Source organism: Actinoplanes oblitus, assembly GCF_030252345.1.
GTDB lineage: Bacteria > Actinomycetota > Actinomycetes > Mycobacteriales > Micromonosporaceae > Actinoplanes > Actinoplanes oblitus.
This window is the reverse complement of record NZ_CP126980.1, coordinates 1166512-1192902: the sequence shown is the minus strand read 5'-3', so window position 1 is coordinate 1192902 and position 26391 is coordinate 1166512. Positions and strand designations below refer to the sequence as shown.

At 72.9% G+C, this 26391-nt stretch carries 22 protein-coding genes; 11 read left to right on the top strand and 11 right to left on the bottom strand.

All coding sequences use genetic code 11. The features are described from left to right. The first annotated feature begins 22 nt into the window (after positions 1-22). Complete coding sequence (locus tag Actob_RS05350; RefSeq protein WP_284918941.1) at positions 23-1153, top strand: ROK family protein; 1131 nt, start codon at positions 23-25, stop codon at positions 1151-1153. 91 nt (positions 1154-1244) lie between these two features. Here the strand turns inward: Actob_RS05350 and Actob_RS05345 are convergent, their stop codons facing one another. Both Actob_RS05345 and Actob_RS05340 read right to left on the bottom strand, forming a co-directional pair. Beyond that, positions 1245-2954 (bottom strand): substrate-binding and VWA domain-containing protein, encoded by a 1710-nt coding sequence (locus Actob_RS05345; protein ID WP_284918940.1) that lies wholly within the window; start codon positions 2952-2954, stop codon positions 1245-1247. Positions 2955-3202: 248 nt separating this feature from the next. After that, positions 3203-4261: a lactonase family protein gene (locus Actob_RS05340; protein ID WP_284918939.1), complete on the bottom strand. Its 1059-nt coding sequence runs from the start codon at positions 4259-4261 to the stop codon at positions 3203-3205. Positions 4262-4363: 102 nt separating this feature from the next. On the opposite strand from Actob_RS05340, the gene Actob_RS05335 reads away from it, so the two are divergent. Together Actob_RS05335 and Actob_RS05330 are read left to right on the top strand one after the other, a co-directional pair. After that, positions 4364-4558 (top strand): hypothetical protein, encoded by a 195-nt coding sequence (locus Actob_RS05335; RefSeq protein WP_284918938.1) that lies wholly within the window; start codon positions 4364-4366, stop codon positions 4556-4558. A gap of 35 nt (positions 4559-4593) precedes the next feature. Further along, the gene (locus Actob_RS05330; protein ID WP_284918937.1) at positions 4594-5628 is read left to right on the top strand and encodes a LacI family DNA-binding transcriptional regulator; all 1035 of its coding nucleotides are present in this window, start codon (positions 4594-4596) and stop codon (positions 5626-5628) included. On the opposite strand, the gene Actob_RS05325 is transcribed toward Actob_RS05330, so the two are convergent. Beyond that, positions 5625-6407: a hypothetical protein gene (locus Actob_RS05325; protein ID WP_284918936.1), complete on the bottom strand. Its 783-nt coding sequence runs from the start codon at positions 6405-6407 to the stop codon at positions 5625-5627. The genes Actob_RS05330 and Actob_RS05325 overlap by 4 nt on opposite strands. A gap of 165 nt (positions 6408-6572) precedes the next feature. Between Actob_RS05325 and Actob_RS05320 the strand changes: the two genes are divergently transcribed. Continuing rightward, complete coding sequence (locus tag Actob_RS05320; protein WP_284918935.1) at positions 6573-8015, top strand: BTAD domain-containing putative transcriptional regulator; 1443 nt, start codon at positions 6573-6575, stop codon at positions 8013-8015. A gap of 161 nt (positions 8016-8176) precedes the next feature. Here Actob_RS05320 and Actob_RS05315 read toward each other — a convergent pair whose 3' ends face one another. Genes Actob_RS05315 through Actob_RS05300 form a run of 4 tightly spaced genes read right to left on the bottom strand, consistent with a single transcriptional unit; the run spans position 8177 to position 12257 of the window. After that, complete coding sequence (locus Actob_RS05315) at positions 8177-8776, bottom strand: GTP-binding protein (RefSeq protein WP_284918934.1); 600 nt, start codon at positions 8774-8776, stop codon at positions 8177-8179. Next, positions 8757-9143 (bottom strand): DUF742 domain-containing protein, encoded by a 387-nt coding sequence (locus Actob_RS05310; RefSeq protein ID WP_284918933.1) that lies wholly within the window; start codon positions 9141-9143, stop codon positions 8757-8759. The genes Actob_RS05315 and Actob_RS05310 overlap by 20 nt, the downstream gene beginning before the upstream one ends. Then, entirely contained in the window at positions 9133-9549 is a 417-nt protein-coding gene (locus Actob_RS05305) for a roadblock/LC7 domain-containing protein (protein ID WP_284918932.1), read from the bottom strand. The genes Actob_RS05310 and Actob_RS05305 overlap by 11 nt, the downstream gene beginning before the upstream one ends. Continuing rightward, entirely contained in the window at positions 9549-12257 is a 2709-nt protein-coding gene (locus Actob_RS05300; RefSeq protein ID WP_284918931.1) for a sensor histidine kinase, read from the bottom strand. Before Actob_RS05300 ends, Actob_RS05305 begins: the two co-directional genes overlap by 1 nt. 269 nt (positions 12258-12526) lie before the next feature. On the opposite strand from Actob_RS05300, the gene Actob_RS05295 reads away from it, so the two are divergent. The 3 genes from Actob_RS05295 to Actob_RS05285 all read left to right on the top strand — a co-directional run bounded on the left by Actob_RS05295 (position 12527) and on the right by Actob_RS05285 (position 15307). Continuing rightward, positions 12527-13186, top strand: a complete 660-nt coding sequence (locus Actob_RS05295) for a hypothetical protein (protein ID WP_284918930.1) — start codon at positions 12527-12529, stop codon at positions 13184-13186. A gap of 11 nt (positions 13187-13197) precedes the next feature. Further along, the gene (locus Actob_RS05290) at positions 13198-13968 is read left to right on the top strand and encodes a hypothetical protein (protein ID WP_284918929.1); all 771 of its coding nucleotides are present in this window, start codon (positions 13198-13200) and stop codon (positions 13966-13968) included. A 64-nt stretch (positions 13969-14032) separates the two neighbouring features. After that, on the top strand, positions 14033-15307 hold the full coding sequence (locus Actob_RS05285; RefSeq protein WP_328518414.1) for a helix-turn-helix transcriptional regulator: 1275 nt from the start codon (positions 14033-14035) through the stop codon (positions 15305-15307). 309 nt (positions 15308-15616) lie between these two features. Here the strand turns inward: Actob_RS05285 and Actob_RS05280 are convergent, their stop codons facing one another. Then, on the bottom strand, positions 15617-17653 hold the full coding sequence (locus Actob_RS05280; RefSeq protein ID WP_284918928.1) for a M48 family metalloprotease: 2037 nt from the start codon (positions 17651-17653) through the stop codon (positions 15617-15619). Between the two features lie 76 nt (positions 17654-17729). Next, positions 17730-19112, bottom strand: coding sequence for a family 20 glycosylhydrolase (locus Actob_RS05275; RefSeq protein WP_284918927.1), 1383 nt, complete (start codon positions 19110-19112; stop codon positions 17730-17732). Between the two features lie 25 nt (positions 19113-19137). Between Actob_RS05275 and Actob_RS05270 the strand changes: the two genes are divergently transcribed. Then, on the top strand, positions 19138-19671 hold the full coding sequence (locus tag Actob_RS05270; RefSeq protein WP_284918926.1) for a GNAT family N-acetyltransferase: 534 nt from the start codon (positions 19138-19140) through the stop codon (positions 19669-19671). A gap of 135 nt (positions 19672-19806) precedes the next feature. Here Actob_RS05270 and Actob_RS05265 read toward each other — a convergent pair whose 3' ends face one another. Then, the gene (locus Actob_RS05265; protein ID WP_284918925.1) at positions 19807-20763 is read right to left on the bottom strand and encodes a helix-turn-helix transcriptional regulator; all 957 of its coding nucleotides are present in this window, start codon (positions 20761-20763) and stop codon (positions 19807-19809) included. Between the two features lie 142 nt (positions 20764-20905). Here Actob_RS05265 and Actob_RS05260 point away from each other — a divergent pair, with 142 nt between their 5' ends. Continuing rightward, a complete protein-coding gene (locus tag Actob_RS05260; RefSeq protein ID WP_284918924.1) occupies positions 20906-22021 on the top strand; it encodes a magnesium and cobalt transport protein CorA in 1116 nt (371 codons plus the stop codon). 160 nt (positions 22022-22181) lie between these two features. Next, positions 22182-24731: a lipopolysaccharide biosynthesis protein gene (locus Actob_RS05255; RefSeq protein ID WP_284918923.1), complete on the top strand. Its 2550-nt coding sequence runs from the start codon at positions 22182-22184 to the stop codon at positions 24729-24731. A gap of 275 nt (positions 24732-25006) precedes the next feature. Here the strand turns inward: Actob_RS05255 and Actob_RS05250 are convergent, their stop codons facing one another. Continuing rightward, the gene (locus Actob_RS05250; RefSeq protein ID WP_284918922.1) at positions 25007-25771 is read right to left on the bottom strand and encodes a hypothetical protein; all 765 of its coding nucleotides are present in this window, start codon (positions 25769-25771) and stop codon (positions 25007-25009) included. Between the two features lie 211 nt (positions 25772-25982). Between Actob_RS05250 and Actob_RS05245 the strand changes: the two genes are divergently transcribed. Further along, positions 25983-26312, top strand: a complete 330-nt coding sequence (locus Actob_RS05245; RefSeq protein ID WP_284918921.1) for a hypothetical protein — start codon at positions 25983-25985, stop codon at positions 26310-26312. The last annotated feature ends 79 nt before the right edge of the window (positions 26313-26391 follow it).

Below are 26391 nucleotides of genomic sequence, written 5' to 3'. Positions count from 1 at the left end.
GCGGTGTGGCATTGTCAAGGCCGTGACGGCCCGGATGTCCTCCCCCTCCAGCACTCCCGTCCGGCAGTCCAGCGTGCGGGCCCATAATCTCGCGCTGGTTCTCAACACCGTGGCGAACAGGGCGAATCCCCCATCCCGCGCGGCCGTCGCGGCGGCCACCGGGCTCACCCGGGCCACCGTCTCGGCGCTCGTCGACGACCTGATCGAGGGTGGGCTGCTGATCGAGCTGGACCCGCCGCCGCGGACCGGCGCCGGCCGTCCGGCGGCCGGCCTGGCACTCACCTCGGCCGGCCCGGCCGGGCTGGGCCTGGAGATCAACGTCGACTACCTGGCGGCCTGCGTGGTCGACCTGACCGGCGCCGTCCGGCAGCGCTTCATCGAGCACGCCGACCAGCGCCCGGCCGCCGCCGCCGACGCGCTCGCCGCGCTGGGTGGGCTGGCCGCCCGCGCCCGGCTCGCCGCCGAGGCCGACGGGCTGGTCGTGGCCGGCGCCACGCTGGCCGTGCCCGGCCTGGTCTCGGCCGGCGTGGTCCGGGTCGCGCCCAACCTCGGCTGGCAGGACGTGGCCGCCCCGGCCCTGCTGCGCGAGGTGCCCGAGCTGGCCGGCCTACCGGTGACGGTGGACAACGAGGCGAATCTCGCGGCGCTCGGCGAGCTGCGGGTGGCCGGCGGCGAGCAGACCTTCCTGTACGTCTCCGGCGAGATCGGCATCGGCGCCGGACTGGTGATCGACGGCGAGCTCTACCGCGGCGCGCGGGGCTGGAGCGGCGAGATCGGGCACCTGACCGTGGACCCGGACGGGAAACCGTGCCGGTGCGGCGCGACCGGCTGCCTGGAGCAGTACGCCGGCCAGGAGGCGCTCGCGGCCGACGAGCCGGGGGCCGCCGCCGCGCTGGGCATCGCGCTGTCCACCGTGGTCAACCTGCTGGACGTGCCGGTGATCGTGCTGGGCGGGGCCTACGCGCCGTACTTCGAGCGGCTGCGCGACGGGATCGAGGCGGAGCTGCGGCGCCGGGTGCTGACCGCCGGGCTGGCGCCGGTGACGCTGCGGGCCGCCCGGCTCGGGGCGGACGCGGCGGTGCGCGGGGCGGCGGACACGGTGATCCGCGGGGTGCGTGACGACCCGGCCGGTTGGCTGCGGCGGGCGGGCTGAGGGCGTACGCCGAAGGGTGTGGACATCGGCGGCGAAGTGGTCGCGGCCGCCGCCCCGGTGGGGACGGCGGCCGCGTGGGTCGTGCCGGCTCTTACTCGACGCCGGTGCGCGAACCGATCGCCTGCAGGAAGATATCCGTGATCTTGGTCGGGTCCGGGGCGAAGTAGAGGCCGCTGCCGCGGACCGCCTTCTGGATCGTGCCGAGCTCGTTCTTGTTGACGTCGTTGCCGATGCCGATCAGCACGAGGCGGACGAAGCGTTTCGGGTCCTGGACCTTCTTCAGCTGGGCGAGCAGCTGCGCCTGGTCGATGCCGTTGACGTTGTCGTTCTCGCCGTCGGTGAACAGGATCACCGAGTTGACCTTGCCCTGCTTCCAGTTCGCCTTGGCGTAGTTGTACGCGTCGAGCACCGTGTTGTAGAGCCCGGTGTCACCGTCCTCCTTCGGCGTGAGCCGCGGGATGGTGGCCTGAACACCCTTCCGGTTGCTGCGCAGCGAGGTGATCGGGATGAGCTCCTCCCAGGGCCGGTGGTTCGGCCCCATGTCGGTGGAGAAGCGCCAGACGCCGACCGCCCACTCGTCGCTGAACAGGCTGAGACCGGTGGTGGCCGCCGCCTTGGTGACGTCCGCCCGGGAGGCGTTGTTGGCGGTGGGCACCGGACGGTTCATCGAGCCGGAGACGTCGAAGACCGCCAGCACCCGACCGGCCTGGGTGGTCGCGTTCCAGGAGCCGACCACCTTGCTGACCGCGGTGGCGTCCAGACCGGCCGCGGCCGTCCCGCCCTTGTCGCTGCCGGCCGCGGGCGCGCTGATCGCCGGGGACGCCGGCGGGGCGCCGGCCGGGGCCACGAAGCTGGAGCCGTACGTGCCGTCCGGGGCACGCAGGCCCTGTGCCGAGATCTCGTTCTTGAACGAGGACGCGGTCAGCTGCTTGAGCAGAGCCTGCGCGGCGTCGATCTTCTGACCGTCGACCACCTGCGGCAGCACCGAGTACGGGTAGTCCATCGGCACCGAGTTGGGCTCCAGGTAGAGCGCGCTCAGCGCGACGGGCGGCCGCTTCGCGTTGTACGCGATCACGTCCTCCTCGGAGAGCGGCGCGGCGCCGAGGCTTTCCAGCAGGGTGCCCTCGTCGGTCGCTTTCGGGAACGACTCGAGCAACTCGTCGCGCAGCTCGGAGCGGCTCTTGGCGAGGTAGGTCAGCGCGTCCACCAGTTTCGGGACGCTGCCCTGGCCGGCGCCGATGGCCGAGCCGATCGACATCAGCGCGGCGAGACCGGACGCGTCGCGGGCCGGGTTCACGATGCCGAACCGTGGGCCGTCGGACGCCTTGATCTGCCCCAGCAGCGAGCTCCAGGCGACCTTCTTGCCCTGCAGGCCGAGCTGCTTGGAGATCGGCTCGGGCATGGCGATGACCAGTGGGCTCTGCGCCACCGACGTGACCTTGGACGGCGTGAAGCCGGAGGCCTCGTTCTGCAGGCGCAGCAGCCAGGTCGACGAGTCCGGGAGCCACACGTCGGGCACCTGGATGGCGCCGGACGGCTGCCCCAGGCCGGACAGGTTGACCCCGTGCTGTCCCGCGATCGCGCTGGCGACGTCGGCCGAGGGGAGGGACTCCACGTTGACGGACACACAGGTGCCGTTCACGTTGCCCCCGCCCTGCGACCACTTGTTCGCAGCGTTGGTGACGGCGGGTGATATCTCAGGGGTGGCGGCGACGTTCAGCTTGATGGAGCCGGTGCAGCCGGAATCAGCCAGCTGGCTGTATCCGAACCACGTTCCCGCGATAACGACGACGATCGCCATCGCTCCACCAACGACGCCCGCCCCTTTTAAGTTGAAGTTCCTACGATGGCGGCCAGACACGCGCTCCATAGTGCGCATGTCGAGACCTGAATGCCATATACGTTCGGTCGAAAATTACTCAGATTGGCGTTCTCCGATCTAGAAAACACCGAGCGTGACGACGCCATCTCGATCAGTATCACGTTTGGGCACCCGGGTGCCCGATTTCACGGCAAAGATCACGGACCTGCCCGGGTGCCCGATCTGGCCTATGGCCTGATCATTGTCGGGGTCCACCGAAGCAGGCAGGTGGGGCTCGGCTCGGTGGCCGGATCCCCTTCCGCGGCCGGTATTCCACGGTCCGGATCGACCCGGAAAACTGTCACGTTGTGTGAACGCTCATTGGCTACGTAGAGGTGATCACCAATCAAGATCATGTGTCGTGGCCAAGTGCCGCCGGTCGATGTCTCGGCGATCAGGGTCGCGCTCTCCCCGTCCCAGGCGAACGTCGACACGGTGTCCGGCCCGCGGTTCGCCAGGTACACGAAGCGGCCGTCACGGCCGGCGGTCACCTCGGACGGATGAACCGGACCGGTCACCTTGCTGGCGGCCACCTCCCCTCGCGCCTCCAGGACCGGTCCGCCGGCCGCGCGGTACCAGCCGAGCGTGCCGGACAGCTCGCCGGCCAGCAGCAGCGCGCCGTCCGCCGAGCGGGTCAGGTGCCGCGGCCCGGTGCCGGGTTTCGCCACCACCGCCGGCTCGGGCGAGCCCAGCCGGCCGGAGACCGGGTCCAGCCGGGACCGCCACACCCGGTCCGAGCCCAGGTCGGAGATCAGCACGTCCGGGCCGTTGCGGTCCGGCACCACCATGTGCGCGTGCGGGCCGGCCTGCCGTTCCGCGTCCGGGCCGGAGCCGGCCAGGGTGAGCAGGTCGCTGCGCTCGCCCGGGGCGCCGTCGTCGTCCAGCGGATGCACTGCCACCGAGCCGCTCGTGTAGTTGGCCACCACCAGGTGCCGGCCGTCCGCGGTGACCGCGAGGTGGCAGGGGTCCGCGCCGCCGGTGGAGCGGACACCGAGCGGGATCAGCGAGCAGTCCGGAGCGACGGTGAAGGCGGAGATCGAGCCCTCGTCCAGCTCGTTGACCGCGTAGAGGACCGGGAGGGTGGGGTGCTGGGTGAGGAAGGACGGTGACGGGGTGCGCGCGGCCAGGCCGAGCCGGGTCAGCGCGCCGGTGGCCGGATCACGCCGCAGCAGCGTGATGCCGTCACCCTCACCTCCCTTGTCAGCGGTGTAGCACCCGACGAAGACGTACTCAGCGTTCGCGCCCATCCTCCGATCCCATCACAGGTGGGCCGGCCACCTTGGCGCGGTCCGCTTCTTGACCGGTACAGAAGACGCGCGCTACTGTACCGGTACAGAGAGGAGGACGTCATGGAACTTCCCACCGCTTACCTGCGCGGCGTGCACGACACCAACCGCGAGGTGCTCAGCGCCCGGCCGGACGCGCCGGTCGTGCCGTTCGTCGAGAAACCGCCGCGTCTGCGCCTGTCGCTGGCCCGCGTGCTGTACCGCGTCGCCGCAGCCGTCGCGCCGGGCGGCCGGCGGCCCGAAGCTCTTTTCCGGTGATCCCGGGGGCGCTCTACCGTGTAGAGGTGCCCAGGGTGACCTTGCAGACCATCGCCGACCGCGTCGGCGTGAGCCGGATGACGGTCTCCAACGCGTTCTCCCGGCCCGACCAGCTCTCCCCCACCCTGCGCGAGCGGATCCTGGACGCCGCCCGGGAGCTGGGGTACGCCGGACCCGACCCGACCGCCCGCGCGCTGGCCAAGGGCACCACCGGCACGATCGGCATCCTGCTCACCGACTCGCTGCGCTACGCCTTCACCGACCTGGTGGCCGGCGGGTTCCTCGGCGCGATCGCCGAGGAGCTCGCCCCCACCGGGCTCGCCATCACGCTGCTCAGCTCGGCGTCGACCGGGGACCTGATCCCGGCCCGGGACGTGGCGATGGACGGCGCGCTGGTCTACTCCTGCGACCCGACCTCACCGGCGGTCGGCTGGTTGCGCCGCCGCCGGCTGCCGCTGGTCTTCGTCGACCAGGCGCCGGTCGACGGCTACGCCTGCGTCAACGTCGCCGACCGGGAGGCCGCCCGGGACGCCGCCCGGCACCTGGTCGGCCTCGGGCACACCCGGATCGCGTACGCCACCGTCGGCACGCACGGGCCGTACGGGCTGATCGCCGACCGGGACGTGCCGGCCGAGGGGTACGCCTCGATCCAGCGCCGCCTGGGCTGGAACGACGTGCTCGGCCCGGCCGGGATCACCCCGGTCGTCATCCGGCGGCCGTTCGAGCGGGTCGACCTGATCCGCGCGGACGCCCGCGAGCTGCTGTCCCGCCCGGACCGGCCGACCGCCGTGCTGTGCTTCTCCGACGTCACCGCCGTCGGCGTCCGGCAGGCCGCCGACGACCTGGGGCTGCGCGTCCCGGCGGACGTCTCGCTGGTCGGCTTCGACGACGGCCCGATCGCCACCCAGACGCAGCCGGCGCTGACCACGGTCCGCCAGGACGTGACGGAGAAGGGGCGGAACGCCGCAGCGCTGCTGAACGCGGCGCTGCGGCACTCCCCCGATATCCCGCACCTTCTCCTGCCTGCCACGCTGGTGGTGCGAGACAGCACCGGCCCCGCCCCGGCCTAACCGTTCAGCAGGTCGTAGGCCGCCTTCGGCGCCTTCACCTGGGCCGAGCCGGTCGGCGCGGACGGTGACCGGGCGCTGTCGTACTGGTCGTAGGTGACGTGGTAGGTGAGCGCCTTGCTCTTGCCGGCGGCCGGCACCCGCACGGTCGCGGTGCTGACCCGGCCCCGGGCGTCGAGCGTCGCCTCGAACGGCACCGCCCGCGCCTTGTCGCCGAGCGCGCTGAGCGTCTCCGCCTCGACGATGTCGGCGTCGGCCGCCTGGGTCAGGTCCACGGTGCCGGCGAAGTGACCCGGCGACTTCTCGGTCAGGCCGGCGGCCGCGTCGACCAGGGTGCTCACGTTGCCCGGGTCGATCTGACCGTCGTACGTCATGTCCTGCGCGTCCGCGCCGAGCTTCGCGGCGTCCAGCTTCATCCACTTCTTCGGCAGCGCGGGCAGGTCCAGGCCGGTCGTGTCGCCGCCGAACGAGATCTTGGCCCACGCGTCGTCGCCGACCATCAGCAGCTTCATCGTCATGGTGAACCCGGCGTCGGGCTCCTTCTGGGTGACGTCGATGGTCATCGTCTTCTTGGCGCTGTCGACGACGCCGGACCCGGTCTGCACGCCACCGGTGATCGCGTAGTGGAAGACGTCGGTAGCGGTGCTCGGCACCGCCTTCTTCAGGACCTCGGCGGGAGTGGGCGCGGCCGGCTTCGCCGCCTCGGGCCCGGCGGCCTGGCCGCAGCCGCCCAGGATCATCAGTGCCGCCACCGCGGCGAGTCGCTTGGTCAGCACAGTCATCGTTCCATCCCTCTACGTTCGTGCATCGACGGATCAAAGGCTCCCGGGTGGGTCTGCCGTCGCGCTGCGGCTATGCTGCTGCCGGCTGCCGTTCCGCTGCCGTGTCAAGGAAAGTGCTGGTCATAGGGGGTGGAACCGGAAGCACGGTTCGAAATCCTCGGCCCGGTGCGCGCCTTCCGCGGACCCGACCCCGTCGACCTCGGCCCGGCCAAGCAACGGGCCGTCCTGGCCGTGCTGCTGCTGAGCCCCGGCAGGCCGGTGCCGACCCATCGGATCGTCGACGCGGTCTGGGGTGACGAGCCGCCGGAGAACGGCGCGAACGTGGTGCAGAAGTACGTCGCCGGACTGCGCCGGGCCCTCGGCCGCGAGTCGCTCGTCCTCTCCGCCGGCGGCTACACGCTGGCGGTCGGCGAGGGCGCGCTGGACGCCGACGTGTTCCGGGCCGAGCTGGCCCGGGCCGGGACCGAGCAGCGGGCCGGGCGCGACGGCGCGGCCGCCGAGATCGTCCGGGCCGCGCTCACGCTCTGGCACGGCGACGCCCTGGACGGGCTCGGCGGGCCGGTGTTCGAGGCGGCCCGCACCCGGCTGGCCGACGACCGGGCCGGCGCCTGGGAGCTGTGGGCGGATCTACGGCTGGCCACCGGCGACGACGCCGGGCTGGTCGGCGAGCTGACCCGGCTGACGCACGAGTTCCCGCTGCGGGAGGGCCTGCGGGAGCGGCTGATGCTGGCGCTGCACCGGGCCGGGCGGCAGGCCGAGGCACTCGCCGTGTTCCGGGACACCCGGGAGTTCTTCCTGGACGAGCTCGGCGCCGAGCCGGGTGAGCGGATGCAGGAGGTGCACCGGCGGATCCTGCGCGGCGAGCTGGAGCAGCCACCGCCACCGGATCCGGTGTCACCGCCGCCGTACCGCCCGGTGTCACCGCCGCCGGGCGCCCCGTTCTCGCCGGCGCCGTTCCCGCCGGCCACCCTCGCGCCACCGAGCGGCCACCCCCGCTGGCTGGAGATCGCCGCCGCGGCGGCCGCGCCGTTCCTCACCTGCGGCGTGGCGGCCTGGGTCTACTTCCTGTACGCGGCGATCCAGCGCGGCCGGTGGTACCACTACGCCGTCGCCGGGCTGTACCTCGTCGCGCTGCCGTGGATCGTCATGTGGTTCGAGATCGATCCGTCGCCGATCGACTCGGAGACCACCACCGCCGCCGAGGGCGTCGCCGTCATGTCCTGGCTGGCCCTCTGGCTGGGCTCCACGGTGCACGGCATCATCCTCGCCGTGCACGGCGGCGACACCCGCTCGGCCCGGACCCGGCGCGAGATGGCCCGGCGATTCGCCGCGCTCGACCCGGCGGCCGCGGCACAGGCCGGCATCGGACGGCCCGACCTGATCCGGTACCTCGACGACGGCGGCCTGGTCGACCTGAACAACGCGCCGCCGGAGGTGCTGGCCCGGGTGCCCGGGATCGGCCCGGCCGAGGCGCATCGGATCGGGCTGGACCGGCACTACACGGGGCCGTACCGGCAACCCGCCGACCTGGTGACGCGGGGCCTGCTGACCCCGCGCCGGCTGCGCCGGGCCGCGTCCTGGCTGATCTGCCTGGAATCGAGCACCTAGGCCGTGTTTCGGAGTCCGACCGAGTGCGAGGCGAGGTCCAGAGTGTGGCTGGCAGCGTCCGCGAAACACCCACATACAACACCGGTATGCGGGTGTTTCGCGGACGCTGCCAGGCGCGCTCTGGGCCACGCCGCAGCCCCGGTCGGACTCCGAAACACGGCCTAGCTCAGCGTGCCGGCCGCGGCGAACTGCCGGCGGGCGACGTACTCCACCAGCTCGATCAGCACGTTGCGGGCGGCCACCTGGTCGCGGGCGTCGAAGAGCACCACCGGTACGCCCGGGTCCAGGTCCAGGGCACGGGCCACCGCCTCCGGGCCGAACCGCTGCGCGGAGTCGAAGTCGTTCACCGCCACCACGAACGGCGTGCCGCGCTGCTCGAAGTAGTCGATCGACGGGAAGCAGTCGGCCAGCCGCCGGGTGTCGGCCAGCACCACCGCGCCGAGCGCGCCCTGCGACAGCTCGTCCCAGAGGAACCAGAACCGGTCCTGCCCGGGCGTGCCGAACAGGTAGAGCTGCAGGTCCTCGGTGATGGTGATCCGGCCGAAGTCCATCGTCACGGTGGTGGTGGTCTTGCCCTCCACACCGGACAGGTCGTCGGCGCCCTCCGCCCCGGTGAGGATCTCCTCGGTCTGCAGCGGGCGGATCTCGCTGACCGACCCGACCATGGTGGTCTTGCCCACGCCGAAGCCGCCCGCGATCAGGATCTTGAGGGCGACCGGGATGCGCGAGCCGCTGGCGCGGTCAGAGCGCACGGAGTCCATTGACAACCGCCTTGAGAACGTCGACGTCGTGCGGCTGGGTTGCCGCCGGGGGTTCGTACAGCGAGATGAGACCCGCCGAGCGTAGATCACCGAGCAGAACCCGGACCACGCCGATCGACAGGTCCAGGTGGGACGCCACCTCGACCACCGAGATCGGCTCCCAGGCCGCGGCCACGATGGCGTGGTGCTCCGGTTGCAACTGGATGCCCGGCGCCAGGTCCGGCACGGTGGCCACCACGAACGCGACCAGGTCGAAGTCGCCACCGGACGGTGCGACGCGGCCCTGGGTCATCGCGTACGGGCGGACCACCGGCCCGGCGTCGTGATCCATCCAGTCGTGTGCCATGTCGGCAGGTTCAGCGGGCATCGGGCGCCAACGTGCGCTCCGGGGCACTCATCGTCTGACCGACCCGGGTGACCAGCATCGCCATCTCGTAGGCGATCAGCCCGAGATCGGCGTCGGCCGAGGCCAGCACGGCCAGGCAGGCGCCCTGTCCGGCGGCGGTGACGAAGAGGAACGCCTCCTCCATCTCCACCACCGTCTGGCGGACCTGCCCGGCCCCGAAATGCCGGCTCGCGCCCTTGGCCAGACTCTGGAACCCGGCCGCCATCGCCGAGAGGTGCTCGGCGTCCTCCCGGCTCATCGCGGCCGAGGCGCCCAGCATCAGGCCGTCCGCGGAGAGCACCACGGCCTGCTGTGCGGTCGGCACCCGCTCGACGAGATCGTCGAGGAGCCAGGTGAGGTTCGCGCTCTGCTTCGTCGTCTGTGCCACTATGCGTCCTTCTCCGGCCTGTTGCTGTCATTACCGCCGGGGCTTCCGGCACGGTCGCCGGCCGCATCGCCGTCGGCCCCGGATACTGCCTTGCCGGCGCTCTCGCCGGCCACCTTGGAGGCTTGGATGCGCCCCCGGGTGGTGCCCAGCTGCAGCGCGCTCATCAGCGTACGTACCTGCTCCGGCGACCGCTGCGGCGCGGTGGACTCCGGCTCGACCACCGGATTGCGCAGCTGCGGGGCCAGGCTGGCCTGCCGGACCCGCTTGGGCAGGCCGTCCGGACCGAGCCGTACGGTCGGTTCGTCACCAGCACCGTTGCCGGCCGGCGGCGCCGAGGTCGGCGCGGCGAACATCGGCGCGGCCGAGGTCGGTGCGACTGGCGTCGGTGGCTCCGCGCTGGTGAACAGCGGCGCGGCCGAGGTCGGCATCAGCGGCGCCGAGTTGCGGGGCACCGAGCGGGGTGCGCCGAGCGCGCCCGCCACGTCGTCGAGCTGACCGGCGGTGGCCGCCGGGGGCAACTCGGCCGGTGGCACCCGCGGGGTGCGCCGGACCCGCTTGCGCTGCACCAGGCCGTCCGGGCTGAGCTCGGACGCGACCGCGCTGGGCATGGGACCGCCGGGCGTGGCACCGCCGGGCTCGCTCCCGTTGAGCCCGTGCGCCGGCAGTGACTCGCCGTTGCCAGTCCGCTGCCGGGGCACCGCCGGCACCTGCTGCAGCTCGCCGCCGCCGGGCCACTGCGGGACGGCCGGGGCGGGCTCGGCCGGGCCGTCCGCACCGGGGCCGGCCAGCGACTTGGGGGTGGCGCGACCACCGACGGCGGTGGGCGCGGGCGCCTCGGTGACCAGGTCGCCGGGGAGCAGCGCCACCGCGGTGATCCCGCCGTACGGCGAGGCCTGCAACGACACCCGGATGTGATGCCGGTGAGCCAGCTGCGCCACCACGAACAGGCCCAGCCGGGCGCTGTCCGCCGGGTCGAACTCGGGCGGCTCGGCCAGCCGCCGGTTCGCCTGCTCCAGCGCCTCCGCGGACATGCCCAGGCCGCGGTCCTCCACCTCGATGGCGTACCCGTTCGGCAGCAGCTGCCCGGAGACCTGCACCCGGGTGTGCGGCGGGGAGAACGAGGCGGCGTTCTCGATCAGCTCGGCGAGCAGATGGATGACGTCACCGACGGCCCGGCCGAAGAGCGCGGAGGCGGCCACCGTGCGGATGTCCACCCGCTTGTAGTCCTCCACCTCGCTGATCGCCCCGCGGACCACGTCGATCACCGGCACCGGGTTGCGCCAGCCCCGGCCGGGCGCCGCCCCGGCCAGGATGACCAGGTCCTCGGCGTGCCGCCGCATCCGGGTGGCCAGGTGGTCGACCCGGTAGAGGTCCTCCAGCTCCTGCGGCTCGGTCTCCCGGCGCTCCATCTTGTCCAGCAGCGAGAGCTGGCGGTGCAGCAGCGTCTGGCTACGCCGGGCGATGTTGAGGAAGACCTCGTTGATGCCACGCCGCACGTTCGCCTCGTCGACGGCGGACTGCACAGCGGTGCGCTGCACGTCGTTGAAGGCCTGGCCGAGCTGGCCGATCTCGTCCTTGCCGTAGTCCAGCGGGGGCGTCTCCACGTCCACGTCGACCGCCTCGCCGCGCTGCAGGCGCCGGACCACGGTGGGCAGCCGCTCGGAGGCCATCTCCAGCGCCTCCCGGCGCAGCTTGATCAGCCGGCCGACGATCGACCGGCCGACCCGCACCGACACCCAGATGGCCAGCACGAACGCGACCAGGCCGAGCAGCGCGGACAGGCCCAGCCAGAGGAAGACGGTGATGGCGAGCGGGGTGGCGTCCGAGGCGACCGCGTCGACGGTACGCAGCTCGAACGCCCGTAACTCGGCGGAGACCTGGTCGAAGACCGGCTGCCACTCGGTGCCCTTCACCGGCGGCGCGGCCCCGGTGTAGCTCAGGTTGAGCAGCCTGTTCTGCAGCACGTCCAGCGTGACGAAGGTGGAACCGCGGGTGACCAGCTGGGCGTAGTCGCCGCGGGCCCGCTCCGGCATGTCCGCGACGCCCGACTTGAGCAGGTACCGCGAGGTCGCGACGTCCTCGATCAGCTGGCCGCGGGTCCGCTCGTCGACCTTGCCGGACGCGTTCGCCCCGGCCAGCGTCGCGTCCACCCGGGACAGGTACTCCAGCCCGCGGTACCCGGTGATCAGGCCACGCACCTCCCGGTCGACCTTCTCGTGGAAGAAGACGGCGGCGGTGGCGGAGACGTCGAAGCCGGCGTCCAGCACGTCGTTGTACGTGTTCACCATGTCGAGCAGCCGGACCTCGCGCGCGTCGATCCGGGCCCGGGTGGCCGGCAGCGCGTCGAAGTGCTGGAACAGCGTCCCGACCCGGACCTTCAGGTCAGCCGACACGTCCAGTCCGGCGGCGGCGCGCCGGAAGTCGGCGATCGCCGCGTCGGTCGCCGCCCGCTGGACCTTCAGCTCGGTGCCCGGTGTCTGCTTGGCGGCCAGGTAGACGGCGGAGAAGTGGCGCTCCCGCTGCAGCTGCGCGATCAGTTGCAGACCCGGGTCGCCCATCCGCAGCACCACGTCCCGGGCGTTCAGCAGATCCATCGCCGGTCCGGCCGTCGCCGCCGTCGCGAAGACCCAGAGCGCGAGAAGCGCGGCGAGCGGCACCGCGACCATCGCGATGATCTTCGATCTGATCGACCAGTTGCGGCTTCTCATCAAGCTCCGCCCGAGGGGTTCGGCAGAAAACGGCGACACATCCGCGGCCCGGGAACCGGCCGATCAGAAGTGGACGGCCGGCCCGGGTGAGATGCGCCCCGGAAGAATACGTAAAGACGTCCGTGACAGCCAGCTTCCGGGCCATCAGAAACTTCCCTTCCATTCCCTTTGTCCCCGGTACCCGCCGCGGATCTCCACTTCAGCGCACTCAACGCGATTGATGGATGGGTGTGAGTGGGCATATCGGCTATGGAAGAAGGAGGAACCTGATGTCCGCCACCGCCACCATCGTCCTGATCGTCGTCATCCTGCTGGTGCTGGCCGCGATCGTGCTCGCGGTCCGGGCCGGCCGGCGTCGCAAGCTGCAGCAGACCTTCGGACCCGAGTACGACCGGGTGGTCGCCGACACCGGCAACCGCACCGAGGCGGAGCGCGAGCTGCTGGAGCGCACCAAGCGGCACGCGCAGCTGGAGCTCACGCCGCTCTCCGCGGAGTCCCGGGCGAAATACGCCGCCGCCTGGGAAGAGGTCCAGATCCGCTTCGTGGACAGTCCGAAGGAGGCGGTGGGCACCGCCGACGAGCTGGTCACCCGGCTGATCACCGAGCGCGGCTATCCGACCGCCGACTACGACGAGCGGCTCGCCAACCTCTCCGTCGAGCACGCCGCCACGCTGGAGCACTACCGGGCCGCCCACGAGATCAGCCAGCGCAGTAAGAATGACGAGGCCGGCACCGAGGACCTGCGCCAGGCGCTGGTCCACTACCGGGCCCTCTTCGCCGACCTGCTCGGCGAGGACCCGGTGCCGGGCGGCAGTACCGCGGTGCCCACGCCGCGGACCACCGCGGACCGATCCGTCACCGAGACCGAGAAGCCGGCCGGCGCGCCGGCCGACAAGCCCGCCCCCGAGAACGACGCCACCAGCCGCTGAGGAGCCCCACGATGCGCTTCTTCTCCAACGAGGCCCCGGACAACGCCACCGACCAGGGCGACCGGACCGACGCTGTGCCGCCGCAGCGCGCCGGGTCGCCGTGGCAGGACGCACCCGCCGACGATCGGCCGGACGAGCCGGGCACCCACCGCGATCCGCACGACGACGACGCCACCCAGCCGATCGCCGACCGCCGCGCCGAGGCGGACGCGCCGGTCACCGACGAGCAGCGCCACGAGGAACGGCACGAGCACCGGGACGAGGCGGAGCGCGCGGGCGAGGACCGGGTCCACGACACCACTGTGGACGAGGCGATCGACGACCGCGGCACCTTCGAGGACCCCAAGGTGGTCGAGGAGGCCGAGCCGGTCGTCGCCGTCGCGGCGATCCCGGTCACCGACAACGACACGGTCACGGACCGGGACACCGGCACCGATACCGACAGAGACACGCGCACGGACACGGACACGGACAGGGCCACGGACACGGCCACTACCACCGAGCCCGCCGCACCCGCCGCGTCCGGTCCCACCGCGTTCTTCCCAGAATCCGAGACCCAGCCGCTGCGCGACCGCTGGCGCGACATCCAGCTGCGCTTCGTCGACGACCCGAAGACGAGCACCGGCGAGGCCGCCGCGCTGGTCGACGAGACCATCGAGAAGCTGACCAGCTCGCTGCGTCAGCACCGCGGTTCGCTCGCCTCGGGCCGCGACGACACCGAGGCGCTGCGGGTGGAGCTGCGGGCGTACCGGGACATCCTGGACCGCCTGCTCGGCCTTTGAGACCCATTTTCCGGTACGCGGGGGAGTCCCACCCGGACTCCCCTCGCTCGGTACGTTGGGTGCCATGCGCGCCGGCCGACTCGTCTCCCTGCTCCTGTTGCTGCAGGCGCGGGGCCGGATGACGGCGCAGGCCCTCGCCGACGAGCTGGAGGTCTCGGTGCGCACCGTCTACCGGGATGTCGAGTCGCTCGGCGCGGCCGGCGTGCCGATCTACGCCGACCGCGGCCCCACCGGCGGCTACCAGCTGCTGGACGGCTACCGCACCCGGCTCACCGGGCTGACCGGCGCCGAGGCCGGCACCCTCTTCCTGGCCGGGATGCCGGGCCCGGCGGCCGAGCTCGGTCTCGGTTCCCTGCTGGCCACCGCCGAGCTCAAGCTGCGCGCCGCGCTGCCCGGCGAGCTGGCCGAGCGCGCCGACCTGATCCGCGACCGCTTCCACCTGGACGCGCCCGGCTGGTTCCGGGCCGACGAGCCGGTGCCGCACCTGGCCACGGTGGCCGGCGCGGTCTGGGACGGGCGGCGGCTGCGGATCCGGTACCGGCGCTGGAAACAGCCGCGCGAGGTGGACCGGGAGCTGAACCCGCTCGGCGTGGTGCTCAAGGCCGGCCGGTGGTACCTGGTCGGCGAGTGGAACGACCGGGTCACCACGTACCGGGTGACGAACGTGCTGGAGTCGGCGGTGCTGGACGAGCCGGCCACCCGCCCGCCCGGCTTCGACCTGGCCGGCTTCTGGCGCGAGTGGACCGAGCGGTACGAGCGGAGCGTCTACACCGCCGAGGCCACCGTCCGAGTCTCGCCGGACGCCCTGCGCACCATGCCGTTCGTCTTCGCCCCGGAGATGTCCCGGGTCGCGCACACCGCGGCCGGCCCGCCCGGCCCGGACGGCTGGCGGACCACTGTGGTGCCCATCGAGTCACTCCGGCACGGGCACCTCGAGCTGCTGAAATTCGGCGCCGAGGTGGAGGTGCTGGGGCCACCGGAGCTGCGTGCGAGGTTCGCCGCGTCGGCCCGCGACCTGGCCGCGCTCTACCAGGTCTCGTCCGGGTCCGGCGCGGTGGACTCGTCGGCGGACGGCGAGGTGGACGGCTCCGGCTCGCCCTCGGTGGGGTCGTCGGCGGGCGGCACGGTGGTGGACTCGGCCGACGGGCTGCTGGGCACCGCCGGTGACGAGGTGACCACCGGCGACGGCGACGCGGACCGGCGGGCCGGCGGTGACGGCGAGGGTGAGGGACTGTCCGGGGGCCGTGGTGCCGCGTGCTTGACCGGCGTCCCGGCGGCCGGCGGCACGGTCCGGTCGATGATCGGGTCGGCGGTCTCCGACGCCTCCCCGGCGCCGTAACCGCCCGAGTCGGTCTCGGCCGCCGGCAGTTGCTGCTGGCGGACGGTGGCCGGCGGCGTGCTGACCGCCGGGGCCTTGATCGCGGCGAGCTGCACGCCCAGCCACAGCGCCGGGCCCAGCCCGACCGCGACGATGGCCCCGAACAGCGCCACCGGCCCCCGCTCCATAGCGCCTCCCCGTGTCCCGGCGATCGTCTCGCTCAGCACCGGTTCCCTGCTACCCGTTTCGAGAGTCCGGGAAGCCAACAATCGCTGAGGTCATTGTGACCCGGAGGGGCCCAAGAGCGACTCATTCGGAACGGACGAGACGTCAGCGCGTTCCGGTGAGACGCGTTCCTGTCAGGAAGGTGACTGCGTCGTCCCAGGCGGACCATCCGCCCGGCAGCTCGTCGGTGTCCAGCGACGGCCGCAGGGTCAGGGTGCCCCCGTCGTGCAGGCCGATCGTCCACCCGCGTCGCCGGCCCGGCAGGCTGGTCACCTCGGCCACGTCGGCGAACGGGACGAACCGCCGGCCGTCGCCGGGTGGCTCCATCGTGGCCACCGCCGTCGCCGGTCCCGCCTCGCCGGAGACCGGGACACCGCCGGCCGCGATCTGCTGCAGCCGCCGTTTGGCGGCCACGCCCTTGCCCCGCGACAGGCCGGGGACCAGCAGGAAGCCCAGGTCGGTGACGAGCAGGTCGGTCCGCCGGCCGTCCGCCGACAGGTTGATCAGGCCGCCGAGCACCTGCGCCCGGGCGGCCGGTCGCTCGCCGCCGGACGCGGCGAGATCCACCCCGATCCGGGCGAGGTAGGCGCGGACCGCCTCGGCCTGCTCCGGGTCGGCGGCGGCCGCGGCCACGTCGGTCAGGTTCAGGTGGGCACCGTCCGCGGCGACCAGCTCCGCGGTGCCGGTCCAGCTGTGCCGCCAGCGGGCCACCCCGCTGCGCAGCGCGGCCAGCGCGAGCATCAGGGAGAGCAGCTCGACGATCCGGTCGGCGGTCTCCTCGGCGGTGAGGCCGGGGAAGATGCTCGCGGCAGCGGTGGCGAGCCGCCCGTCGGCGGCCAGCTCCAGGATCCCGGCCGCGTCCGGCACCGCGGTGCCGACCGCCCGAGCCACTGTCGCCAGGGCCGCCTCGGCCTCCCGCTCCATCTCCGCGGTGCGGGCCTGGCTGAGGAAGTCGTCCCAGCTCACCTGGGCCCGCCCGGCCGGCGGGAAGGCGACGGCTTGCAGCGCGCGGCCCAGTGCGGGCAGGTCGGGCACCAGTTCGCCGGCCGATTCCTCTCTTTCCGCAGCCACCGCGGATTCCGACGCCCGCTGATCCGCCGGGGACGCGGGCGTCAGCGCGGCCGCCGTGGATTCCGGTGCCGCCGGATCCGCCGGGGACGCGGGCGCCATGGCGGCCGGCACGGATTCCGGTGCCGCCGGATCCGCCGGGGACGCGGGCGCCATGGCGGCCAGCCGCTCGGCGAGCGGCGGATGGGTGTCCCAGGCGCCGGCCGGCTCCGGCCCGCGCGCCCGCAGGATCGCCACGTCCTCGGCCCGCGCCGCGAGCACCCGCAGGAACCCGCCGAACAGGTCGTCCGGCACCTGCCCGGCCTGCCAGCCGGGACCGACGTACTCGGCGTGGAACAGCCGCTGCATGCCGGCCAGCACCGGCAGGTCACGCAGCGCGCCGGTGGCCGCCTCGGCCCCGGCGTGCTGCGCCGCGATCCGGTCCGCGGCCAGCTCCTGTGCCCGGCTGAAGGGCGCGTCCCAGCGGCGATAGAACCGGGCATAGGCCCGGAGGACGGCGGCGGCCGGGTTACGGCCGCGGCTCCAGCGCGGCGCCAGCCGGCCCACCGCAACCCGTCCCCGGTACGCCGCCGGCGCCCACCGGCCCAGCCGGGCCGAGCCGTGGGCCAGCTCGTGCGCCACCGCCGCGCGCAACCGCCCGCGATCCCACGCCTGCAGCAGCGGCAGCCCGAGGTAGAGGTCACGCCGACCGCCGCCGAGCCCGAGCGCCCGGGTCCGCTCACCCACCACCACTGTGGCGTCGGCGACGACGGTCAGCCCGGCGGGCGGGGTCACTCCGGCGGCGGCCGCCGCCGCGTCCACCAGAGCCCACAGCTCGGGCGCGTCGGCCCGCGGCACCGCCACCCCGGCCGGGGGCCGCCGGCGCAGCCGCAGGGCCCGCCAGGTGGCGTAGCCGAGCGCGCCGAACGTGGCGATGCTCAGCGGCACCCCGGCGCGCAGCGCGAAGTCGGTGGGCAGCGACTTCAGCACGGTCCACAGCACGGCGAGCACCACTGCCAGCTGCAGCCCGGCGACGATCAGGAAGCCGGCCAGGGCGGCGGCCGACCTCGCCGCCGCTCGCGCGTCGTTGCTCAAGCCGCTCTCCTCACCGTCGAGAAACGCCCAGCCTAGGGTCTGTGGCCGGAGATACGGCTGCGGGGCCCTCTGCCGATCAGCCCGCCGGCCAGTCGATTTCCGGAGCGCGGAACCAGGTCACCCCGGCCGCGTCCCAGCGCGGGCCGAATCCGGCGAGCCGCTTGCGGAACGACTCCCAGTCCCGGCCGGCCCGCGGCGTCCAGCCGACCTCGGCCACCGCCGGGAGCCGTGGGAACGTCAGGTAGCGCAGGTCGGCGACGCTGCGCAGGGTCTCCGACCAGAGCGGCGCGGCCACCCCGAGCAGCAGTTCCTCGGGCAGGCGCTCGGCCGGGTCCCAGTCGTACGCCCGGTGCAGCGGCACCAGCCCGGCCCAGTCCAGCCCGAGCGGGGTGTCCGCGTCGTACTTCATGTCGAGATAGGTCCGGTCGGCCGGCGACATGATCACCTGGCGGCCGGCCTCGACCACCGCTGTCAGGTTCCCCTCCTCGTGCAGTGGCCGCCAGTACTGCACCACCGTCCCCTCCGGCAGCGGGGTGGCGGCGATCTCGTGCCAGCCGATGGCGCGCTTGCCGTACTTGGCCGGCAGCGGCAGCACCCGGGCCAGGAACGCCCGGTAGTCCTCGGCCGAGGTGGAGAGGCACTCGTCGCCGCCGATGTGCAGGAACGGGCCCGGCGTCACGTCGGCCACCGTCCTCAGCACCGCCTCGACGAAGGCGTACGTCTCCTCCTTGCCGGCCACCAGCGAGCTGTAGCCGACCTCGGCGTCGGTGCGCGGCGCGACCGGCTGCCCGTCGGCTGTCAGTTCCGGGTACGCCACCAGCGCCGCGTTCACGTGCCCCGGCATGTCGATCTCCGGCACGACGGTGACGAACCGCGCGGCGGCGTACGCGACCACGTCGGCGTACTCGGCCAAGGTGAGGAAGCCCGGCCCGGCGCCGTCGCAGCCGGTGCCCGGTCCCCCGCCGACCTCGGTGAGCCGGGGCCAGCCGGGGATCTCCAGCCGCCAGCCCTGGTCGTCGGTGAGGTGCAGGTGCAGGTGATTGATCTTGAACTGGACCAGCAGGTCGACGTGCGCCTTGATCTCGTCGACGGTGAAGAAGTGCCGGGCCAGATCGACCATCGCCGCGCGGTAGGCGAACCGGGGCCGGTCCTCGATCACCCCGCCGGGCAGCACGCCGTCGTCACCGGCCAGCTGGCGCAGTGTCTGCAGGCCCCAGAACAACCCGGCCGGCTCGGCGGCACGCAGCGTCACGCCGCCCTCGGTGATCTCCAGGCGGTAGCCCTCGGGCCCCAGGCCGCCGGCATCGCCGAGGTCGAGCCGGATCGGCCCGTCCGGCCGGGGTGCCGGGGCGAGCGCCGCCACGGCGTCGGGGGCGACGGTGAAGGTCACGGTCGGTTCCGGAACAACCAGGGCGGGCGCCGGAATCACATCGGCGAGCTGCTTCGTCTGAGGGCGCACTCTCAAGACTCTAAACTGTTTCGCTATGTCGATAACTGTGCGTCACGCCACCCGGGGCGATGAGCAACCTTTGCACGCGCTGGCGACACTTACCTTCGGGTTGGCCTGCCCGCCGGGCACCGCACAGGCCGACATCGACGCGTTCGTCGCCACCCACCTGTCCGCCGAGCGGTTCGCCGATTACCTCGCCGACCCGGCCCGGACCGTGCTCCTGGCCAGCGACGAGAACCGGCCGGTGGGCTACGCGATGCTGGTTCGCGGGCCGATCACGGATCCGGACGTGGCCGCCGTGGTGGACCCGGGCACCAGCGTCGAGCTGAGCAAGTTCTACGTCGCCCCGGACCGGCACGGCTCCGGCACCGCGCACGCGCTGATGACCGCCACCCTGGCCGCGGCCGCCGAGACCGGCGCCGCCTCCTGCTGGCTGGGCGTGAACCAGCAGAACGTGCGGGCCGCCAAGTTCTATGCCAAGCACGGCTTCGCCATCGTCGGCGTGAAGCGGTTCCTGGTCGGCTCGCAGTGGCACGACGACCACATCCGCCGGCGCGCGCTGCCCTGAGCGGGGCGCTCCGGGCGTACCCAAAATAAGTTGAATTTTATATAAGCGCGGGGCGAAAAGTGACGAGAAATGTCGCACCCGATAGCTACCTTCGTGAATGCGGACCGGCGCCACGGGGGCGTCGGTCCGTCCACATCAGAGCGTCGTGCCGCGCAGCAGGTTGCGGCCCACCGCCTGCACGTTCTCCCGCAGCTCGGCCGGCGACTCGACGGTGAAGGGCGCGCCCAGCACGCCGAGCACCATGGTCGGCCAGCCCAGGTCGTCGACGTTCATCCGCAGCCGGCAGACGCCCTCGCGGACCGGTTCCACGGTCCCCCAGTGGCCGACCACCGCCCGCACCCGGTCCGGCTCGGCCGCCAGCAGGACGGCGACGTCGTACCGATTGGGGATGGCGCGGATCCGCGACCGCAACCAGACCACCGGATCCCCGCCCGGGATCTCCCGGGGCCGGAAGCGGGCCCCGGTCAGCGCGGGGCCGGCGATCCGGTCCACCCGGAAGCTGCGCCAGTCGCCCCGATCCAGGTCCCAGGCCAGCAGGTACCACTTGCGACCGAGCGGGACCAGCCGGTGCGGCTCCACGTGGCGGCCGCCGGCGGCGCCCTCGCGCGGCGAGTAGTCGAAACGCAGCCGCTCCTCGCCCCGGGTGGCCATCGCGATGGTGGTCAGCACCCCGGCGTCCAGCGCCGGACCGCCACCGAAGACGCCGGGGCTGGTCACCGCCTGCAACGCGTCGATCCGGCGGCGCAGCCGGGGCGGCAGCAGCTGGATCACCTTGGCCAGGGCACGCACCGAGGTCTCCTCGAACCCAGCCACCGCGCCGGCCGCGGCGCTGCGCAGCCCGACCGCGATGGCCACCGCCTCCTCGTCGTCGAGCAGCAGCGGCGGCACCGCGGCGCCGGCCTGCAACTGGTAACCGCCGGCCACCCCGCGGCTGGCGTCCACCGGATAGCCCAGCTCGCGCAGCCGGTCCACGTCCCGCCGCAGGGTGCGCGGGCTGACCTCGAGGCGCTCGGCCAGCTCCGACCCGGGCCAGTAGCGATGGGTCTGCAGCAGCGACAGCAACCGCAGCATCCGGGCACTCGTGTTCGCCATGGTTCCCAGAATCCCCTCTATTGCGGCCAGGATATGGCCGCAACCTACCTCGGCGTCGAGGGCCCGGCGTGCGGCGACGCAACGCTCGGACCGACCGGCTACCTTGCATCCGGAACCGAGACATCTGGGGACGGGAGCACGCATGCTGGGCCGGCGCGACGACGAGTTCTCGCTGCTCCGCCCGTTCCGCCAGGTGCTGAGCACGCTGCGGCGGCCGCGGCAGACCGCTCCCGCACCGCACCGGGACGACCCGGACGCCGTCGTGGACTGCGCGGTCTACGCCGCCGGCCTGCGGCGCGCCGAGCCGGGGCAGCCCCGCCAGGTCCCGTTCCCGGAGGCGGCCCGGCTCGCCCGGCGCCGGCGCGACGCGTTCGTCTGGCTCGGCCTGCACGAGCCGGACCGGGCCACGATGGCCCGGATCGCCGAGGTGTTCGGCCTGCACGAGCTGTTCGCCGAGCGGGCCACCAGCGGCGGGCACCGGCCCGGGATGGAGACCGCCGGCGAGGTGACCCGGCTGGTGCTGCGGGCCGCCCGGTACGTCGAGCACGACCGGCTCACCGACACCTCCGAGGTGGTGGAGACCGGCGACATCACCCTGCTGATCGGCCGGTGGTTCGCCATCACGGTGCGGCACGGCCCGGTCGGCCCGCTCGGTGCGGTCCGGGAGGAACTGGAGAAACGACCCGACGTGCTGCGGCACGGGCCGTGGGCGGTGGCGTACGCGGTGGGCAGTCGCCTGGTCGACAGCTACCTGGATGTGGCCGGCCACGTGGAGCGCGACCTGGAGACCCTGGAGGAGGAGATCTTCAGCACCGGGCGGAGCGCCGGTATCGCCCACATCTACCAGCTGAAACGGGAGATGGTGGAGTTCAAGCGGGCGGTGCTGCCGCTGGCCGACCCGTTCGCCCAGGTGCTGGCCGCCCGGGACCTGCCGGCCGGGCTGCGCCCCTACCTGGGGGACGTGCGCGGGCGGCTGAGCCGGGCGGTGGAGCGGGTGGCCGGCTTCGACGACCTGCTCAACTCGATCCTGCAGGCCCGGCTGGCGCAGATCTCGATCGCTCAGAACGACGACATGCGCAAGATCGCCGCGTGGGCCGCGATCGCCGCGGTGCCGACCGTGATCGCCGGCATCTACGGGATGAACTTCACGGTGATCCCGGGGCTGGACTCGCCGTTCGGCTTCCCCGGCGCGATGGGCACGATGGCGGTGCTCTGCGGCGGCCTCTACTGGCGGCTCAAGAAGACGGGCTGGCTCTAGATCCACTACTCCACGTGACTGAAAGCCACGTCACACAGGTCCCCCATTCGGCCGTTTTTCCAGTCCAGACAGCTCGCCAGAGTGATCAGGTTCGCTCTAGCCGATGAACACGGCGAGTTACTAGTTTCGTCACTATGCCGATCTTGGGAGCAGTGACGAAGTGACGGCACGCCGGGGCATCCTGGCCGCACTCCGCGGTCACGTCGACCTCTTCCTGAACGCCGGGTCGCTGATGGCGACCACGCTGGTCACCTCGGCGTTCGGATTCGCGTACTGGTGGGTGGCCGCACGGGTGGCCACCCAGTCGGCGGTCGGCCAGGCCTCCGCCGCGGTCTCGGCGATGACCCTGATCGGCACCATCGGCATGTTCGGCATGGGCACCATGCTGATCTCCGACCTGCCCTCGATCCGCCGCGGCAAGTGGGACCTGATCTCCACCTGCCTGCTGGTGGCGGGCGCCGCGGCGACCGCCGGCGGCCTGCTCTACGTGGCCGTCGCGCACCTCTGGATCCCCAGCCTGCGCCAGGCGATGGGCGGCACCCCGGGCACCGTGCTGCTGGTGGCCGGCATCGCGCTGAACGCCATGACGCTGGTCCTCGACGAGGCGATGGTCGGCCTGCTGCAGGGCCCGCTCCAACTGATGCGCAACGCCTGGTTCTCGGTGATCAAGCTGGTCCTGCTCGGCGTGCTCGCGCTGCTGCCGATCACGCTGACCGGCGGCGAGCTGCTGCTCACCTGGGTGGCCGGCATCGTCGCCTCGACGGCGATCCTGCACCGCGCGATGCGCCGGCGCGGGATGATCGACTCGCTGCGGCCGCGGGTCGCGCTGCTGCGCGGCCGGGGCCGGGCCACCTTCGACCACAACCTGCTGAACCTGGCCACCTACCTGCCACGGGCGGCCCTGCCGCTGGTGGTCACCGCGGTGCTGTCGGCCGAGGCGAACGCCGCCTTCTACACCGCCTTCATGGTGCTGTCGTTCCTGGCCATGGTGCCCGGCAACGTGGCGCTCACGCTCTTCGCGGTGACCGCCGGCGACCGGGCCGCGCTGCGGAGCAAGGTCCGGATGGGCCTGCTGATCTGCCTGGGCGGCGGCCTGCCGGTCGCGCTGGTGGTGATGCTGCTGGCCGACCCGATCATGTCGGTCTTCGGCGACGAGTACGCGCGGACCGCCGGCTCCGCGCTGGCCATCCTCACGCTCACCTACGTCCCGTTCGTCTTCCACCACTTCTTCCTGGCCGTCTCCCGGGTGCGCGGCCAGGTCCGCGGCGCCGGGATCTTCTCGGTCTTCGCCGGCGCGGCCGAGCTGCTCGCGGCCTGGTGGGGTGGCCGCCACGGGGACCTGAACGACCTGGTCGCCGCGGTGGCAGTGGTGATGGCGATCGAGACGGTGCTGGTCGCGCCGACAGTGCTCAAGGTTGTATTCGCGCCCGTCGTCGACGAGACGGCGCTGGCAGAGGGAGTGAATGTCATGTCCACCACCAGCCTGACCCTGCACGAGAAGGCCTGGCTGCCGCTGGAGTACATCCGCACTGTCGGCCCGCTGACCGGGGTCACCGCGGACCGGCTGCGCAACGCCCTGGTCGGCCTGCACCTGGCCGATCCGTCGCACCGGGCGGTCTCCCGGCTGGACCGGACCGGCGCGAAGTGGCAGCACATGGACGCGGCCAGCTTCGCGACGTACGTGCTGGACGCGGTGACCGACCTCGGCCCCGGACCGGTGGACTTCGACGCGATGACCCGGCAGCTGCAGGCCGAGCCGCGGGGACATCACCCGGTGCGGATCCTGGCCGGCGGCGGCTACGTGGCGCTCAAGGTCTCCCACGCGTACGGCGACGCCGGCCCGGTGAACACCCTGCTGCGTGAGCTGGTCCTGGCCGCCTACGAGGGCCGGGCGGCGCGGGTCGCCCCGTCCGCGCGGCACCGCTGGGCGCTGCCGAAGGCCTGGTGGAAGCAGTTCGGCATGCACCCGGACCGGTGGAAAACCGGCCTGAGCTTTCCGAAGCCGCCGCACCCCGAAACCGGGCCTACCCGGCCGTGGCAGCCCGACCTGACGGTGCGTACCGCCCGCTCGTCGCTGGTCCTCGGCCAGATGCGCGGCTGGCGCGACCAGTACGCCCCCGGCGTCACCACCTCGGCGATCACCTTCGCGGCGTTCACCTCGGCGCTGATCGAGCTGGGCCTCGACCCGGACCTGGCCGGCGGCACGTTCCTCGCCGACGCCCGCCGCTACCTGGACAAGGGCGTCAGCATCGACAGCAACTTCTGCATGGGCCCGTACCTCGCCCCGGAGAACCTGACCGACCCGCTGTCGATCCACCGGACGCTCAAGGCGGAGCTGGCCACCGGCCGGATCCTCACCATGATCGCGTTGCGCGAGGGCAAGCTGATGCTGACCGGCGCGCCCGGCATGCCGGATCCGTTCCCGACGGAGATCACGGTGGCCCCGCGGCCCCGGCTGACCTTCAGCAACCAGGGCCGGCACGACGTGCTCGGCGACCTGCCGTGGGCGGTCGACGCGACCGGCCGGGTCAACCAGAGCGTGCCGACGCTCAACGGTCCGGAGGGCGTCACGCTGACCACCAGCGAGATGAACGGGGTGCTGCACCTGGAGGCCACGTTCCACGCCTCCACCTACGACCCGCAGGTGGTGCAGCGGGCCCTCGACCTGGTCTGCAGCGACCCGGCCGGCCTGATCATGGCCCGCCGCTGACGTCATGGCCCGCCACTGACGTCACCAGCGGCCGCCGGCCATCGCTGGCCGCTGACGTCATCGCTCGCCGCTGACGTCATCGCTCACCGCTGACGTTTCGAGCCCGCGCCCGGCACGGCCCGCCCCCTGGCCGACCGGGTGCTCCACCGGCCGCCGGACACCCCCTGTCCGGCGGCCGGTTCGCTTTTCCAGATCAATACCGATTTCCGGTACGACGAGGGGCGCACGACCGGGGGGAAGCCGGTCGTGCGCCCTTTCTCATCCGGGAAACAGGATCAGTGGTGACCGCTGTCCTGCCCCGGCCCACCGTGGCTCGGCCAGCCCTGCTGCGGGCCACCCTGGTCGCCCCCACCGGAGTGGGAGCCGCCGGGGTTGGCGCCGCCCTGCTGGGGGTTCTCGGAGTGGTCGTGGCCGGGACCGCCCTGACCGGGACCGCCCTGACCCTGACCCGGACCGCCCTGACCAGGACCGCCCTGACCCTGACCCGGACCGCCCTGACCAGGACCGTCCTGACCCTGGCCGGGGCCGCCGTGCCCGATGGGGCCGCCGGGGAGTCCGGTTCCGGGGCCGCCCGGACCACCCTGACCCCCCGGCGAGCTGTTGCGCAGCACCGGTAGCGACAGCACCGTGGTGCGCATCTGAGTACGGGACCGCCACCCGCACTCGTCATAGGAGATGGTCGCCCAGAGCCGCGCCACCCCGACGCGCATGGCGTACGGAGTGACCCGGACCCGGGTGACGTCGGTGCGCCACGGGGAGAGCGTGGCGCCGCGCGAGAACAGCGCCCCGCGCCGGTTGCCGAGGTAATCCACCCGGACCCGGTCACCGCGGACCTGGACCCGGGCGTCGCAGATGGTCCGATCGGTGCGCCAGGCGATGTCGATCCAACTGGGTACGTTCGCCGGCACCGGCCGGAGCCAGGTGGTGATCGGCTCGGGGCCCCGGAACGGCGCCGCGGCGGCCGGCCCGGCGGTGGCCGCGGCGGTCAGCCCGGCGGTCGCCGTGGCCAGCGCGAAGATTGCTGCGATTCGCCGACTCATCTGCATTAAGAATCCTCCGATGCCCTCTGTTCTCCGGTCCGGCAGTAGCGCGGCCCGGCGAAAAAGGACGATATGGGAAATTGGGGGACGGACCGCCGTTATTTGACCGCGATTCCGGAACGGAAACCCGATTTGGACAAATCGCCATGATCCGGTCAGCCGAAAAGCTGATCCGGGGTTTCCGGCACATCCGGCTGGGTATCCCGCGGGTATGGCAGAGAAGGCGGAAGACCTCGGCGAACCGGTCGCCTATCTGGTGCTGCGCGAGGGTGTGCCGGTCTACGCGCCCAGTGGCGACACGGTCGGCACGGTTGAGCACGTCGTCGCCGACGAGCGCGAGGACGTCTTCCACGGCCTCCTGATCAAGACGGCCGACGGGCACCGCTTCGCCACCGGTGAGCAGGTGGCCGGCCTGTACGAGAACGGCGCCATCGTGACCGAACCGGCGGAGAGCCTGGCCCGGCCGAGTGCGGACTTGCCGCAGGGGCGGCACGACAGCGGTCTCAAGCGAGCGTGGGACTGGCTCGTCCAGCCCCGCTGACCCGCAGCCCGCCGGCTCCGGCATTCACCAGCCGCAAGACCGCCCACGGTCCGCCGTCCCCACGGCGCACGGTCCGCTC

What these genes read in the sequence shown, in the direction of transcription:
- Actob_RS05345 (WP_284918940.1), bottom strand. Translation starts at nt 2,954, where the DNA reads ATGGCGATCGTCGTCGTTATCGCGGGAACGTGGTTCGGATACAGCCAG.
- Actob_RS05340 (WP_284918939.1), bottom strand. Translation starts at nt 4,261, where the DNA reads ATGGGCGCGAACGCTGAGTACGTCTTCGTCGGGTGCTACACCGCTGAC.
- Actob_RS05335 (WP_284918938.1), top strand. Translation starts at nt 4,364, where the DNA reads ATGGAACTTCCCACCGCTTACCTGCGCGGCGTGCACGACACCAACCGC.
- Actob_RS05325 (WP_284918936.1), bottom strand. Translation starts at nt 6,407, where the DNA reads ATGACTGTGCTGACCAAGCGACTCGCCGCGGTGGCGGCACTGATGATC.
- Actob_RS05315 (WP_284918934.1), bottom strand. Translation starts at nt 8,776, where the DNA reads ATGGACTCCGTGCGCTCTGACCGCGCCAGCGGCTCGCGCATCCCGGTC.
- Actob_RS05310 (WP_284918933.1), bottom strand. Translation starts at nt 9,143, where the DNA reads ATGCCCGCTGAACCTGCCGACATGGCACACGACTGGATGGATCACGAC.
- Actob_RS05300 (WP_284918931.1), bottom strand. Translation starts at nt 12,257, where the DNA reads ATGAGAAGCCGCAACTGGTCGATCAGATCGAAGATCATCGCGATGGTC.
- Actob_RS05295 (WP_284918930.1), top strand. Translation starts at nt 12,527, where the DNA reads ATGTCCGCCACCGCCACCATCGTCCTGATCGTCGTCATCCTGCTGGTG.
- Actob_RS05290 (WP_284918929.1), top strand. Translation starts at nt 13,198, where the DNA reads ATGCGCTTCTTCTCCAACGAGGCCCCGGACAACGCCACCGACCAGGGC.
- Actob_RS05285 (WP_328518414.1), top strand. Translation starts at nt 14,033, where the DNA reads ATGCGCGCCGGCCGACTCGTCTCCCTGCTCCTGTTGCTGCAGGCGCGG.
- Actob_RS05270 (WP_284918926.1), top strand. Translation starts at nt 19,138, where the DNA reads ATGTCGATAACTGTGCGTCACGCCACCCGGGGCGATGAGCAACCTTTG.
- Actob_RS05265 (WP_284918925.1), bottom strand. Translation starts at nt 20,763, where the DNA reads ATGGCGAACACGAGTGCCCGGATGCTGCGGTTGCTGTCGCTGCTGCAG.
- Actob_RS05260 (WP_284918924.1), top strand. Translation starts at nt 20,906, where the DNA reads ATGCTGGGCCGGCGCGACGACGAGTTCTCGCTGCTCCGCCCGTTCCGC.
- Actob_RS05250 (WP_284918922.1), bottom strand. Translation starts at nt 25,771, where the DNA reads ATGAGTCGGCGAATCGCAGCAATCTTCGCGCTGGCCACGGCGACCGCC.
- Actob_RS05245 (WP_284918921.1), top strand. Translation starts at nt 25,983, where the DNA reads ATGGCAGAGAAGGCGGAAGACCTCGGCGAACCGGTCGCCTATCTGGTG.